14 protein-coding genes are annotated in these 13,515 nt (G+C 42.1%); all 14 read left to right on the forward strand.

Going from position 1 to position 13,515, the window contains the following annotated elements; all coding sequences use genetic code 11:
• Positions 1 to 9 precede the first annotated feature (9 nt).
• The 14 genes from flhA (at position 10) to frr (ending at position 13,423) form a co-directional block, all read left to right on the forward strand.
• Positions 10 to 2,043, forward strand: a complete 2,034-nt coding sequence (gene flhA / locus MKZ05_RS08080) for a flagellar biosynthesis protein FlhA (protein WP_003212241.1) — start codon at positions 10 to 12, stop codon at positions 2,041 to 2,043.
• Positions 2,043 to 3,158: a flagellar biosynthesis protein FlhF gene (gene flhF / locus MKZ05_RS08085; RefSeq protein ID WP_106032949.1), complete on the forward strand. Its 1,116-nt coding sequence runs from the start codon at positions 2,043 to 2,045 to the stop codon at positions 3,156 to 3,158. The genes flhA and flhF overlap by 1 nt, the downstream gene beginning before the upstream one ends.
• The gene (locus MKZ05_RS08090; protein ID WP_106028951.1) at positions 3,155 to 4,060 is read left to right on the forward strand and encodes a MinD/ParA family protein; all 906 of its coding nucleotides are present in this window, start codon (positions 3,155 to 3,157) and stop codon (positions 4,058 to 4,060) included. The genes flhF and MKZ05_RS08090 overlap by 4 nt, the downstream gene beginning before the upstream one ends.
• On the forward strand, positions 4,057 to 5,130 hold the full coding sequence (locus MKZ05_RS08095) for a chemotaxis response regulator protein-glutamate methylesterase (RefSeq protein ID WP_212045862.1): 1,074 nt from the start codon (positions 4,057 to 4,059) through the stop codon (positions 5,128 to 5,130). Before MKZ05_RS08090 ends, MKZ05_RS08095 begins: the two co-directional genes overlap by 4 nt.
• Before the next feature lie 5 nt (positions 5,131 to 5,135).
• Positions 5,136 to 7,166: a chemotaxis protein CheA gene (locus MKZ05_RS08100; protein ID WP_212045863.1), complete on the forward strand. Its 2,031-nt coding sequence runs from the start codon at positions 5,136 to 5,138 to the stop codon at positions 7,164 to 7,166.
• 24 nt (positions 7,167 to 7,190) lie between these two features.
• Entirely contained in the window at positions 7,191 to 7,652 is a 462-nt protein-coding gene (locus tag MKZ05_RS08105; protein ID WP_003211606.1) for a chemotaxis protein CheW, read from the forward strand.
• Between the two features lie 12 nt (positions 7,653 to 7,664).
• Positions 7,665 to 8,291, forward strand: coding sequence for a chemotaxis protein CheC (locus MKZ05_RS08110; protein WP_003211405.1), 627 nt, complete (start codon positions 7,665 to 7,667; stop codon positions 8,289 to 8,291).
• Positions 8,291 to 8,791 carry a chemotaxis protein CheD gene (locus MKZ05_RS08115; protein WP_034662325.1) on the forward strand — a complete coding sequence of 167 codons (501 nt, stop codon included), beginning with the start codon at positions 8,291 to 8,293 and terminating at the stop codon, positions 8,789 to 8,791. The genes MKZ05_RS08110 and MKZ05_RS08115 overlap by 1 nt, the downstream gene beginning before the upstream one ends.
• A 24-nt stretch (positions 8,792 to 8,815) precedes the next feature.
• Positions 8,816 to 9,583, forward strand: a complete 768-nt coding sequence (locus tag MKZ05_RS08120; RefSeq protein ID WP_012009976.1) for a FliA/WhiG family RNA polymerase sigma factor — start codon at positions 8,816 to 8,818, stop codon at positions 9,581 to 9,583.
• Between the two features lie 21 nt (positions 9,584 to 9,604).
• Positions 9,605 to 10,144 (forward strand): Swarming motility protein SwrB, encoded by a 540-nt coding sequence (locus tag MKZ05_RS08125; RefSeq protein ID WP_106028950.1) that lies wholly within the window; start codon positions 9,605 to 9,607, stop codon positions 10,142 to 10,144.
• A gap of 155 nt (positions 10,145 to 10,299) precedes the next feature.
• Positions 10,300 to 11,034, forward strand: a complete 735-nt coding sequence (gene rpsB, locus MKZ05_RS08130; protein WP_003212093.1) for a 30S ribosomal protein S2 — start codon at positions 10,300 to 10,302, stop codon at positions 11,032 to 11,034.
• A gap of 91 nt (positions 11,035 to 11,125) precedes the next feature.
• Positions 11,126 to 12,007 (forward strand): translation elongation factor Ts, encoded by an 882-nt coding sequence (gene tsf / locus MKZ05_RS08135; protein WP_003211584.1) that lies wholly within the window; start codon positions 11,126 to 11,128, stop codon positions 12,005 to 12,007.
• 134 nt (positions 12,008 to 12,141) lie between these two features.
• The gene (pyrH, locus tag MKZ05_RS08140; RefSeq protein ID WP_003210919.1) at positions 12,142 to 12,864 is read left to right on the forward strand and encodes a UMP kinase; all 723 of its coding nucleotides are present in this window, start codon (positions 12,142 to 12,144) and stop codon (positions 12,862 to 12,864) included.
• Position 12,865: 1 nt separating this feature from the next.
• The gene (gene frr / locus MKZ05_RS08145; protein ID WP_003212469.1) at positions 12,866 to 13,423 is read left to right on the forward strand and encodes a ribosome recycling factor; all 558 of its coding nucleotides are present in this window, start codon (positions 12,866 to 12,868) and stop codon (positions 13,421 to 13,423) included.
• Positions 13,424 to 13,515 lie beyond the last annotated feature (92 nt).

The raw sequence follows: 13,515 nt of genomic DNA on the forward strand, positions 1-13,515 counted from the left end.
AGAACAGGCATGTCAGCAAGAGATTTATCTGTTATATTCAGTGTTATTTTAATTGTGGCGATGCTGGTCATACCGTTTCCGCCAATGCTATTAAGTATTTTAATCATTATTAATATTTCTCTTGCGCTTATCGTGCTTCTCACCACTATGAACATGCAAGAACCACTGGAATTTTCAATTTTTCCATCATTGCTTTTGCTCTTAACACTGTTTCGTTTAGGGCTTAACATCTCTACAACACGTTCTATTCTTTCAACAGGAGATGCTGGAAAGGTTGTAGAAACGTTTGGTTCATTTGTTGTTGGAGGAAATATCATCGTTGGTCTCGTTGTTTTCCTTATTCTGATCATCATTCAGTTTATTGTTATTACTAAAGGGGCTGAGCGTGTATCAGAGGTTGCGGCAAGATTTACACTTGATGCGATGCCAGGTAAACAAATGAGTATTGACGCTGATTTAAATGCAGGGATGCTGACAGAAAGTGAAGCAAGAAACCGCCGTGAAAAAGTAGCGAGGGAAGCAGACTTTTATGGAGCGATGGACGGTGCCAGTAAGTTCGTTAAAGGGGACGCCATCGCTGGTATTATCATCGTTATCATCAATATTATATTTGGAATTATTATTGGGATGCTTCAGCAAGGCATGTCGATTCAAGAATCAGCTTCCCACTTTACCCTGTTAACAGTAGGGGACGGAATTGTTTCTCAAATTCCGGCACTCCTCATTTCAACGGCGACAGGGATTGTTGTTACGAGAGCAGCTTCTAACGGAAACCTTGGATCAGACATTACAGGTCAGCTCTTTGCATTCCCAGCTATGCTTTATGTCACAGCAGGCACGATCTTCCTTCTTGGGCTGTTTACACCAATCGGCATACTTTTGACAGGACCGATCGCAGGTTTAATTGCACTTGGCGCATACATGATGTCGAAAAACAAACAAGACCAAGAAGAAATTGAAGAGGTACTGGAGGAACAGGCAGAGGTAGAAGAGATGAAAAGTCCAGAAAGCGTTATTCATCTCCTGCAAATGGATGCCATTGAATTTGAATTTGGCTACGGCCTCATCCCGCTCGCTGATGCAAATCAAGGCGGGGACCTGTTAGACCGAATTGTGATGATCCGAAGGCAGCTTGCCCTCGAACTTGGTCTTGTCATTCCAGTCGTACGGATCCGGGACAATATTGCACTGAACCCAAATGAGTATCGACTTAAAATAAAAGGGAACGAAGTGGCAAAAGGGGAGCTGCTGCTTGATCATTACTTAGCGATGTCTCCAACGCCTGATGATGATCCGATTGAAGGAATTGAAACAATTGAGCCATCCTTTGGTCTTCCGGCTAAATGGATCTCAGAAGCAGAAAAAGATCAGGCTGAGATGCTTGGCTATACGGTTGTAGATCCTGCATCGGTTGTGTCTACTCACATCACAGAGAAAATTAGACAAAACACACACGAACTGCTCGGGCGCCAAGAAACGAAGCAATTAATCGATCATCTAAAAGAAAGTTATCCTGTCTTAGTGGATGAGGTGACGCCAAACCCACTAGCAGTTGGTGATATTCAAAAAGTGTTGGCAAAACTGCTGAAAGAAAAGGTTTCTATTCGAAATCTTGTCACCATTTTTGAGACGCTTGCAGACTACGGAAAATTAACGACGGATACAGATTTGTTAACAGAGTATGTCAGACAGGCGCTGGCAAGACAGATTACTGCACAATATGCGAGAGAAAATGAATCGCTCAAAGTCGTGACATGCTCAGGCCGAGTGGAAAAGGTGATTGCTGACAGCGTACAGCAGACAGAGCATGGCAACTACTTATCGTTAGATCCAGAATCCTCTGAAAGTGTGATTCAATCAGTGGCGAGAGAAATTGAACAGCTTTCGCTTCGTCAGGAAACGCCGGTTCTATTGTGCTCACCTCCTATAAGAATGTACGTCAAGCAGCTGTTAGAAAGATATTTCCCGGATTTACCGGTACTATCTTATAACGAACTAGAAGCAAATGTGGAAGTACAGAGCATCGGAGTGGTGGATATCTAATGAAAATGAAAAAAATCACAGCGAATTCAATGCAGGAGGCAACGATTCAAATTAGGCAGCAGCTTGGAAAGGATGCCGTCATTTTAAATTCCAAAACCGTTGTGAAACGAAAGCTGTTCGGTTTAAAGAAACAGCAAATGGTTGAAGTGATTGCAGTGCTGGATCAAGATTTTGAAGAAAGAGCGGGTAAAGGTGGACACCCTGCGCCTCCTCTTCCAGTATTTCCGAAAAAGGAGCAGATTCAACACCGGCCTGAAGAGCCGTCTCTTGCTCCTGAGGCAGTGAAACCAGTACCTTCTCAAGCTCAGCCTTTAGAATATGCGAGGAATGAGCGGCATGCTGGTATTCTGCCTGATCCTCTCATGGCAATCGATCAAAAACTGAAGGATCAAGGTCTTGATGATGTCATTCGAGACGAATGCCTCAAAGGTCTTTTAACGAAGGGTGCTGTCAAGGAAGATCAAATTCAAAAAGAACTTGAACAACAGCTGACAGATATGCTGCCGGCTCACACCTCTGATGAGCCGATGATTCGTTCAAAATACATTGTGCTGTTTGGTTCAACTGGAGCTGGTAAAACAACAACGATTGCAAAGCTCGCTGCCAAAACGGCCATTCAGAAGCAAAAGAAAATCGCTTTTATTACAACAGATACGTACCGAATTGCAGCGATCGAACAACTGAAAACATATGCGGAACTGCTCAATGCACCGCTTGAGGTTTGTTATTCGAGAGAGGATTTTGTAAAAGCTCAAGAGACGTTTAAAGAGTATGATCATATTTTCGTAGACACAGCGGGTCGTAACTTTAAAGAAGAAGCGTATATCAAAGAGCTGACAGACATCATTCCATTTAATGAAAGCATTCAAAGTTTCCTAGTGATGAGTGCGACCTCGAAGTATCAGGACATGAAAGCCATGGTTAAACGCTTTGAACACGTTCCAATCGATCAATTCATTTTTACAAAGGTAGATGAAACAGACACGATGGGAACCATCTTTCAAATCATTGCAGACTCTCAAATTGGACTTGGCTTTTTAACAAATGGTCAAAATGTTCCTGAGGATATTCTTGAGGGCTCTCCTCTTGAATTAACAAGGATGGTCTTACAATGATGAAGCCCGACCAAGCAGAAGGTTTAAGAAAGCTCGTTCAGCAGAATCAAACGATCGCACCAGCTCCTCTTGGTATAAGCGGACAGGCAAAAACCATTGCTGTCATGAGCGGTAAAGGTGGGGTTGGAAAATCGAATTTGACGCTGAATATGGCACTGTCTATCGCAAATGCAGGGAAGCGAGTGTTAGTCATCGACCTTGATTTTGGTATGGGCAATATTGATATTTTACTAGGGAAAACTTCGACTAGCTCTATATTAGATGTTCTTGTCAGGAAGAAATCCTTCCAAGCAGCTATGACCCAAGGAACGAACAACCTTTATTACATTTCTGGTGGAAGCGGACTTGAACAGCTGTTTTCTTTAGATAAAGATCAATGGTCGTTCTTTCTAGAGGAAATGGAAAGAATGATGCACGACTTTGATTGTATCTTCTTTGATATGGGGGCTGGCTTGTCTAAAGATCAACTGCCTTTTGTTTTATCAGCAGGAGAAGTTGTGGTTGTGACAACGCCAGAACCAACATCAATCATGGATGCCTACAGCGCAATTAAACACTTAGCGATTCATCAGTTCGAACAATCTGTGCAAATCATTGTCAACCGGTGTAAAACCCCGTCAGAAGGGTCAGAAACCTACCGGAAGTTAGCAGGAGTGGTCACATCATTTTTACACAGAAAACTAGTATTTGCTGGTGCTGTGCCGGATGATCCTGCGGTTCCAAAAGCGGTGGCTGAACAAATTCCATTTTATATGAAGCAGCCTCATTCACGGCTGAGTAAAACGATCAAGATGCTGGCAGAAACACTTTATCAACAGCAGATAAGAGAGGCACAGAGAGAGCAGCATACGTTTATAGATAAGTTGTCCTCTTTTTTTAAAAGGAGGAAGGTGGACTCATGATTAGAGTGCTTGTAGTAGATGACTCGGCCTTTATGCGAAAGCTCATTAGTGATTTCCTAAGTGCCGAGCAAGAAATAGAAGTCGTCGGAACGGCGCGAAATGGGGAAGATGCCTTAAAACGGATCAAGGAACTGAATCCAGATGTCGTCACATTAGATGTGGAAATGCCTGTTTTAAATGGAACAGAAGCATTAAAACAAATTCTGGCTGAACACGACCTTGCCGTGATTATGGTGTCAAGCCAGACAAAGCAAGGGAAAGATTTAACCATCCATTGCTTAGAACTTGGTGCTTTTGACTTTGTGACAAAGCCTTCAGGAAGTATTTCGCTCGATTTACACAAAGTAAGAGGCCAAATTGTAGAGCGGGTGCTTGCGGCAGGGCTGTCAAGGAAACGCACTGAAGTACAGGTTTCTCCAAAGCCGGTGATGAAGCCGCCAATTCCAGTGGCTGCACCTCGCCCGCAAGCCGTAAAAAGCGGCTCACTCCGAAAGATTATTTCAATCGGAACATCAACGGGAGGGCCAAGGGCACTTCAACGAGTTGTCACGAAGCTGCCTAAGGACATAGAAGCACCTATTTTGATTGTGCAGCATATGCCGGCAGGATTTACAGCATCACTTGCTACTAGGTTAGACCATTTATCTCAAATTTCGATTAAAGAAGCACAAGATGGAGACATCGCTAAAAATGGAGTGGCTTACATAGCGCCTGGTGGAATGAATATGTCACTTCATGAACAAGGGGCATCCTTAGTCATCAGGCTATCTCCAGAGGACACGGAAAGCCGGCACAAACCTTCTGTTAACTATTTATTTGAATCCATCAGTCATATAAAGGGTTACGAGAAAATTGCTGTCATTATGACAGGCATGGGTAGTGACGGCACAGAAGGTGTCAAAAAAATGGTCGCAAGCGGTCATACAAAAGTCATTGCAGAAAAAGAAGAATCATGTGTTGTTTTCGGAATGCCTAAATCAGTCATTAAAGCAGGCCTTGCACATGAAACAAGGCATGTGGATGACATCGCACATGCAATTATAAGCTCCATGAAAAAAGAGAGGGCGTGAACACGTTGGATGTAAACCAATACTTAGATATCTTTTTAGATGAAAGCAGAGAACACTTACAAACTTGTAATGAAAAACTTCTTGATTTAGAAAAGAACCCAACCGACTTGCAGCTAGTGAATGATATATTCAGAGCGGCTCACACATTGAAAGGCATGAGTGCAACGATGGGCTACGCTGATATGGCTCAGCTAACACATCATTTAGAAAACATGTTTGATGCCATTCGAAATGAACAAATGATTGTCACACCTGAGTCAATGGACACAATGTTTGAAGCACTTGATCACCTTGAAGCAATGGTTCAATCAATTGCAGAAGGCGGAGATGGGAAACGCGATGTCACAGAGATTAGTAAAAAGCTAGATGTGACAGGAAGCCATGCTGAGGCAGCTCCTAGTGTTGAAACAGCGGCTGTATCAGCGGCTGCTGCTAATGACTTAGACTATAACGAATTTGAACGAACAGTGCTTGATGAAGCGAGGGAACAAGGCTTTAAATGCTATGAACTCAATGTAACATTAAGTGACGCATGCCTATTAAAAGCCGTTCGTGTCTATATGATCTTTGAAAGACTGAACGAAGCAGGCGAGGTCGTCAAAACAGTTCCAAATGCAGAACTTTTAGAATCAGAAGATTTCGAATCTGAATTCAGTATTTCTTATTTATCTAAACAACCGATGGACGAAGTGAAAAAAATCGTGATGACGATCTCAGAAGTTGAACAAGTTGAGATTTCGGAAGTTTCTGCATTTGAAGAAGCGACTCCAGCTGAAAAACAAGAAGCAAAACCTGAACAGAAAAAAGAAGAAGTCTCCGTGCCTGCTGCGAAAGCACCAGCAAACGATGCACCAAAAGCAAATGGCAATAACGGTTCAGCTGCAGGAGGAACAAAAACGATTCGTGTCAACATCGATCGTCTAGACTCTCTTATGAATCTATTTGAAGAACTGGTGATTGACAGAGGCCGTTTAGAACAGATTGCCAAAGAGCTTGAAAATAACGAACTCACTGATACGGTCGAAAGAATGACACGTATTTCAGGCGATCTGCAATCGATCATCCTGAACATGAGAATGGTACCTGTAGAAACGGTGTTTAACAGGTTCCCGCGTATGATCCGTCAATTGACGAAAGAGCTCAATAAAAAAATTGAACTGATCATTGAAGGTGCTGATACTGAGCTTGATCGAACAGTCATCGACGAGATTGGAGATCCGCTCCTACACTTACTTAGAAACAGTCTAGATCACGGAATTGAATCGCCAGAAGAACGTGTGAAAAAAGGCAAGCCAGAAAAAGGAACCGTTCTATTAAAGGCGTATCATAGCGGAAACCACGTCTTCATTGAAGTAGAAGATGATGGCGGCGGAATTAACCGTAAGAAAGTGCTTGAAAAAGCATTAGAGCGCGGGGTTATTACAGAAAGAGAAGCGGAAACCATTGAAGATCATCAAATTGATTCATTGATCTTTGCAGCAGGATTCTCTACAGCTGATGAGATATCTGACATCTCAGGCCGCGGTGTAGGTCTTGACGTCGTGAAAAACAAGCTGGAATCACTAGGCGGATCTGTAAGCATCAACTCAACAGAAGGACAGGGCTCACTATTCTCGATCCAGCTTCCGCTTACATTATCGATTATTTCTGTACTTCTTGTAAAACTGGAAGAGGAAACATTTGCGATTCCGATTTCTTCTATTATTGAAACGGCTGTCATTAAGAAAAGCGACATCCTTCAAACGCATGATCGCGAAGTAATTGATTTCCGCGGATTTATCGTACCGGTCGTGTACTTGAAGAAACAATTCCACGTACCAAATGCGAATGAATTAGAGGAAGAACTGCACATCATCGTTGTTCGTAAAGGAGATAAGCTGACAGCATTTGTGGTCGATTCATTTATTGGTCAGCAAGAGGTTGTATTGAAATCACTAGGAGATTACCTGCCAAACGTGTTTGCGATCTCAGGCGCAACAATCCTAGGCGACGGTCAAGTTGCACTCATCGTTGACTGTAATGCACTGATCAAGTAAAAAACAATAGAGGAGCGGTCTGAAATGAGTACAGATATCAAAACTGGCGAAAAGATGATTGTGTTTATCGTAAACAAAAAAGAATACGCCATTTCAGTATCAGAAGTAAAGTCCATTGAAAAATGGCAGCAGCCGACAAGAGTCCCTGGCGTTGCCCCTTATATATGCGGTGTTATTAATCTGCGCGGTGTCGTGACGCCTGTCATCGATCTTAGAGTGAGACTTGGATCAAGTGACAACGAAATTACAGATGAAACAAGAATGATTATTGTACAAGTTGGTGACATTGAAGTCGGCTGGATTGTTGATGAAGCGAATGATGTCATTACAGTCCATCAAGAAGAAGTAGAATCTTCTCCTGAGTCAGCTGAAAAAGAAGGACAATCATGGGTAACAGGTATCATTAAGCATGATCAGCGTCTATTTAATATCATTCACCCTGGTGCTGTCCTCGACAAGAGCGTTCAAGATGCACCTGTTCATTAAGGAGGATGTGAAATGAGCATTTTCAATGAAATAAAAGATGAACAGCTGGATGTATTAAGAGAGGTTGGGAATATTGGAGCAGGCCACGCCGCGTCTGCTCTTGCCAGCCTTTTGGATCGCAAAATAGATATGGCTGTTCCGTTTGTCAAGGTTCTCTCGTTTGAAGAATTAATGGATTTCTTTGGCGGTGCAGACCTCCCAGTTGCAAGCATTTTCCTGCGAATGGAAGGAGATTTATCTGGCTCTATCTTTTTCATTATGCCCTTTGAGCAAGCTGAGCAATTTGTAAGAGAGCTTGTACGAGATCCAGCATTTGATATTGATACCATTCACGAGCATGTGATGGGGACGTCAGCACTACACGAGCTGGGAAATATTTTAGCAGGCTCTTATTTATCAGCCCTTGCCGATTTAACAAAATTGCAGCTTCACCCAAGTGTTCCAGATGTTACGCTCGATATGTTCGGGGCTGTCATTAGCGAAGGGTTAATGCAATTCAGTCCTCTAGGTGATCAGGCAATTGTGATTGATACATCAATTTTTGATGATCAAAATAAGCAAGAGCTGAAAGGGAATATGTTTCTATTACCAGACTTTGAATCGTTTGAAAAACTATTCAAAGCATTAGGTAACCTTTAATGAACGTTCAGATTCCGGCAGTTGTAAAGGTTGGTATAGCGGATGTTCAGCTTGTGAAAACACCGGACCGCATTCGGACATCCGGACTTGGTTCTTGTGTAGGGCTTGTTCTGTTTGATCAAGAAAAAAAACTGGCAGGTCTTGTCCATGTCATGCTTCCAGACTCATCCCTTGCAAAAGGGGCAGTGGAGAACTTGGCTAAATATGCAGATACAGGTGTCAAGCATACAATTGATCTGCTCCTTAAAGAAGGAGCGCGCAAACATGCGCTAAAGGCAAAACTTGCTGGTGGCGCAGAAATGTTTAAGTTTAAGTCAACCAATGATCTGATGAGAATTGGACCTAGAAACGTATCAGCTGTTAAAGAACATCTGTCTCTTTATCGCATCCCGATCATTAGTGAGGATACGGGCGGGAACAATGGCCGTACGATTGAATTTGATCCGCTTACGACAGAGCTTGAGATCCGCACTGTGAAGCAAGGCACTATGAAGATATAACTAAGGAAGTATAGGGGGAGAAAGATGCAATCCTTAAATTACGAAGATCAGGCGCTATGGGCTAGATGGAAAGAGTGGAAGGACCCAGCTGCTGGAGATGATCTTATGCGCCGCTATATGCCGCTCGTCACATATCATGTTGGAAGAATTTCCATCGGTCTCCCGAAGTCAGTGCATAAAGAAGACTTGATCAGTCTAGGGATGCTCGGTTTATATGATGCCCTTGAAAAATTCGACCCCGGAAGAGATCTGAAGTTTGATACATATGCATCCTTCAGAATCCGCGGGGCCATCATCGACGGTCTTCGTAAAGAGGACTGGCTGCCTCGTACATCAAGAGAAAAAACAAAAAAAGTAGAAGCGGCTATTGAAAAGCTTGAACAACGCTATTTACGAAATGTGACGCCGACAGAAGTGGCAGAGGAACTTGGCATGAGTGAACAGGATGTTGTCACAACAATGAATGAAGGTTTCTTTGCAAATCTGCTTTCAATCGACGAGAAGCTGCATGATCAAGAAGACGGTGAAAACGTCCAAGTCATGATTCGCGACGAGAAAACTGTGACACCTGAAGAGAAGATGCTGAAAGATGAATTAATAGAACAGCTTGCTGAAAAAATGACCGAGCTATCTGAAAAAGAAAAGCTCGTGATCAGTCTTTTCTATAAAGAGGAACTGACGTTAACGGAAATCGGTCACGTGCTCAATTTATCGACCTCACGCATTTCGCAAATTCATTCAAAGGCATTGTTCAAGCTTAAGCATCTGCTTGATAAAGCCATTCAATCTTAAAGAGTTAGTGAGTGAAAAAATATGTTATGGCTGATTAGCTTCATGCTTCATGCTGCACTTATTTATTTTGTGATCATTTTATATACGAGAATGAATTCGCTGAAGGCAACTGAACAAAAGCAGCGAGAACTTCTAGAAGAAACGGAAAATACCCTGGCTGCATTTTTGATGGAAGTCAAAGAAGAGAATGACAAACTATCAAAAGTGGCAGCCGCTTCCCCTGATTTTTCTGCTGAAGAGCTGAAAACAGATTTTCAGACACCAAAGCAGCCACAAACACCAATTGAATCCCAGCAATCGGTAGAAAGTGAAGATCCAGTACCAGAGCACTTGTCGGCTCTCCTTAGCGAAGTCGAAGTGCAGGAAGAGAAGGTAAACGAACCCGTTCCACATCTTGAATCAGACGCTTCTGCGTCTTCTGAAAGTGAAGTAGAAGAAACATTCGAGGACCAAGTGAAGACCTTATATGACCAAGGGCATTCGCTAGAAGAAATAGCGAAAGAACTGAAAACGGGCAAGACAGAAATCGAGCTTTTATTAAAATTTAGCGGAAAGCTGTAAAGGATTCTTGATTGTCAGTCCATCATGTGTTATATTATTTCTTGGTGTTAAATACACACGCTTAATGATTCATATGAAGGTGCTGCCGTGGCGCAGTTTTATGTGAACATGACTTGAGCGGAGGAAAAAAAACCATTATATTAGGAGGCAACAACATGTCAGTTATTTCTATGAAACAATTGCTAGAAGCTGGTGTTCACTTCGGTCACCAAACGCGCCGCTGGAACCCAAAAATGAAGCGTTACATCTTTACAGAGCGTAACGGTATCTACATCATCGATCTTCAAAAAACGGTGAAAAAAGTAGAGGAAGCTTACAACTTCACGAAAAACCTTGCTGCTGACGGAGGAAAAATCCTTTTCGTTGGTACGAAAAAGCAAGCACAAGATTCAGTGAAAGAAGAAGCAATCCGTTCTGGTATGTTCTATGTGAACCAACGCTGGCTTGGTGGAACTTTAACAAACTTTGAAACAATCCAAAAACGTATCAAACGTTTAAAAGATATTGAAAAAATGCAAGAAAACGGTACATTCGATGTTCTTCCTAAGAAAGAAGTCGTTCAACTGAAAAAAGAATTAGAACGTCTTGAAAAATTCCTAGGCGGAATCAAAGACATGAAAGGTCTTCCGGATGCACTTTTCATTATCGACCCTCGTAAAGAGCGTATTGCAGTTGCAGAAGCTCGTAAATTGAATATCCCAATCATCGGTATCGTTGACACAAACTGTGATCCAGACGAAATTGATGTTGTGATCCCTGCAAACGATGATGCAATCCGTGCTGTAAAACTTCTAACTGCTAAAATGGCAGATGCGATTCTTGAGTCTAAACAAGGCGAAGAAGAAGCTGTTGTAGAAGAAACGACAGAAACTGAAACAACAACTGCGTAACCTATTCAAAAGGTGATAAGAGGGAAATGCCTTTTATCACCTTTTTTTCACCTAGTAATCCGTGTTTTAACATAGAAGGAGGAAATGTAAAATGGCTATTACTGCTCAATTAGTTAAAGAACTGCGTCAAAAAACTGGTGCAGGTATGATGGACTGTAAAAAAGCGTTAACAGAAACTGATGGTGACATCGACAAAGCAATCGATCTTCTAAGAGAAAAAGGAATTGCAAAAGCTGCGAAAAAAGCAGACCGTATTGCTGCAGAAGGATTAACTCTTATCAAAACTGACGGCAACACAGGCGTGATCCTAGAAGTGAACTCTGAGACTGATTTCGTTTCGAAAAACGAAGGGTTCCAATCACTTCTTAACGAACTTGCTGATCATTTGCTTGCTGCTAAACCTGCAACAATTGAAGAAGCTCATGCTTCTAAAATGGAAAACGGTTCAACAGTTGAAGAGCATATCACATCTGCGATTGCGAAAATCGGAGAGAAAATCACTCTACGTCGTTTCTCTGTTATCACGAAAGAAGATAACGCAGCATTCGGTTCTTACTTACACATGGGCGGACGCATCGGTGTGTTAGCTGTTCTTAACGGAACAACTGACGAAGAGCTTGCAAGAGACATCGCAATGCACGTTGCTGCTGTAAACCCTAAATACATTTCTCGTGACCAAGTGTCAGAAGAAGAAGCAAACCGTGAGCGCGAAGTATTAACGCAGCAAGCGCTTCAAGAAGGAAAACCTGAAAACATCGTAGCTAAAATGGTAGAAGGCCGTCTAAACAAATTCTTCGAAGAAATTTGCTTACTTGACCAAGCTTTCGTTAAAAACCCAGATGAAAAAGTGAAACAAGTAGTAGCTGCGAAAAACGCAAGCGTTCAAACTTATGTTCGCTATGAAGTGGGCGAAGGCATCGAGAAGCGTCAAGACAACTTTGCTGAAGAAGTGATGAGCCAAGTGAAAAAATAATGTTTGAAAAGCTCTCTGGGGCTTTTTTAGGGAGCACAAGCACTGTGTTCCCTATTTTTTAGAGGATATTGATTTACAAAAGGCAGTTTCTTACGCATAATAAGAGACGGTATAGTTTACACTTGGAGGTTATCATGAGCAAACCGAAATATAATCGCATTGTACTGAAGCTAAGTGGCGAAGCACTAGCAGGTGATGCTGGAAATGGAATTAACCCAACTGTCATTCATTCAATTGCAAAGCAAGTAAAAGAAATTGCAGAGCTAGATGTTGAGGTTGCAGTTGTTGTAGGCGGAGGAAACCTTTGGCGCGGTAAGACAGGTAGTGACTTAGGAATGGACCGTGCAACAGCAGACTACATGGGCATGCTGGCAACAGTGATGAATTCACTCGCGCTACAAGACAGCCTAGAAACGCTTGGCATTCAGTCTAGGGTACAAACCTCTATCGAAATGAGACAGGTTGCAGAACCATACATAAGAAGAAAAGCGATCCGTCATCTTGAGAAGAAACGTGTCGTAATTTTTGCTGCAGGTACTGGTAACCCTTATTTCTCTACAGATACAACGGCAGCACTTCGTGCAGCAGAAATTGAAGCAGATGTCATTTTAATGGCGAAAAATAATGTAGACGGTGTCTACAGTGCTGATCCTCGTACAGATGCGGATGCAGTAAAATATGACAAGCTTTCATATCTTGATGTGCTAAAAGAAGGGCTTGCAGTAATGGATTCTACTGCGTCCTCATTATGTATGGACAATGACATTCCATTAATCGTATTCTCTATTATGGAAGAAGGAAATATTAAACGTGCCGTAAATGGCGAATCAATTGGAACGATTGTGAGGGGGAAATAACGTGTCAAAAGAAGTATTGAACCAAACGAAAGAAAAAATGGAAAAAGCCGTTCAAGCATACGGACGTGAACTTGCAACTGTTCGTGCGGGCAGAGCAAATGCTTCATTGCTTGATAAAGTGACGGTTGATTATTACGGTGCACAAACACCACTTAACCAAATCGCGTCAATCACAGTGCCAGAAGCACGTATGCTGATTATCACACCTTATGATAAAACAGCTATCGGTGATATCGAAAAATCGATCCAAAAGTCTGATCTTGGCATCACGCCAACAAGTGACGGAAATGTGATCCGTATTGCGATTCCTGCACTAACAGAAGAAAGACGTAAAGAGCTTGTGAAAGTGGTAAGAAAATATTCAGAAGAAGCAAAAGTAGCTGTTCGTAATGTTCGTCGTGATGCAAACGATGAGTTGAAAAAGCTCGAGAAAAATGGTGAGATCACTGAAGATGAATTAAGATCATCAACAGAGGATGTTCAAAAATTGACAGATGAATATGTCGCTAAAATTGATGACGTGACGAAAGATAAAGAAAAAGAAATCATGGAAGTTTAAGAAAAAACTATGTACAATAGATAATAGTGAAAAGACCCTCTTCATGTTTACAGGGGGTTTTTTTGTTAATACTGTTGGTGACTATATTATTA

Origin of the sequence: Bacillus sp. FSL M8-0277, assembly GCF_037975305.1 — a bacterium.
Lineage (GTDB): Bacteria > Bacillota > Bacilli > Bacillales > Bacillaceae > Bacillus > Bacillus pumilus.

Coding starts and splice junctions, on each gene's coding strand:
- flhA (WP_003212241.1), top strand. CDS start 10: ATGTCAGCAAGAGATTTATCTGTTATATTCAGTGTTATTTTAATTGTG.
- flhF (WP_106032949.1), top strand. CDS start 2,043: ATGAAAATGAAAAAAATCACAGCGAATTCAATGCAGGAGGCAACGATT.
- MKZ05_RS08090 (WP_106028951.1), top strand. CDS start 3,155: ATGATGAAGCCCGACCAAGCAGAAGGTTTAAGAAAGCTCGTTCAGCAG.
- MKZ05_RS08095 (WP_212045862.1), top strand. CDS start 4,057: ATGATTAGAGTGCTTGTAGTAGATGACTCGGCCTTTATGCGAAAGCTC.
- MKZ05_RS08105 (WP_003211606.1), top strand. CDS start 7,191: ATGAGTACAGATATCAAAACTGGCGAAAAGATGATTGTGTTTATCGTA.
- MKZ05_RS08110 (WP_003211405.1), top strand. CDS start 7,665: ATGAGCATTTTCAATGAAATAAAAGATGAACAGCTGGATGTATTAAGA.
- MKZ05_RS08115 (WP_034662325.1), top strand. CDS start 8,291: ATGAACGTTCAGATTCCGGCAGTTGTAAAGGTTGGTATAGCGGATGTT.
- MKZ05_RS08120 (WP_012009976.1), top strand. CDS start 8,816: ATGCAATCCTTAAATTACGAAGATCAGGCGCTATGGGCTAGATGGAAA.
- MKZ05_RS08125 (WP_106028950.1), top strand. CDS start 9,605: ATGTTATGGCTGATTAGCTTCATGCTTCATGCTGCACTTATTTATTTT.
- rpsB (WP_003212093.1), top strand. CDS start 10,300: ATGTCAGTTATTTCTATGAAACAATTGCTAGAAGCTGGTGTTCACTTC.
- tsf (WP_003211584.1), top strand. CDS start 11,126: ATGGCTATTACTGCTCAATTAGTTAAAGAACTGCGTCAAAAAACTGGT.
- pyrH (WP_003210919.1), top strand. CDS start 12,142: ATGAGCAAACCGAAATATAATCGCATTGTACTGAAGCTAAGTGGCGAA.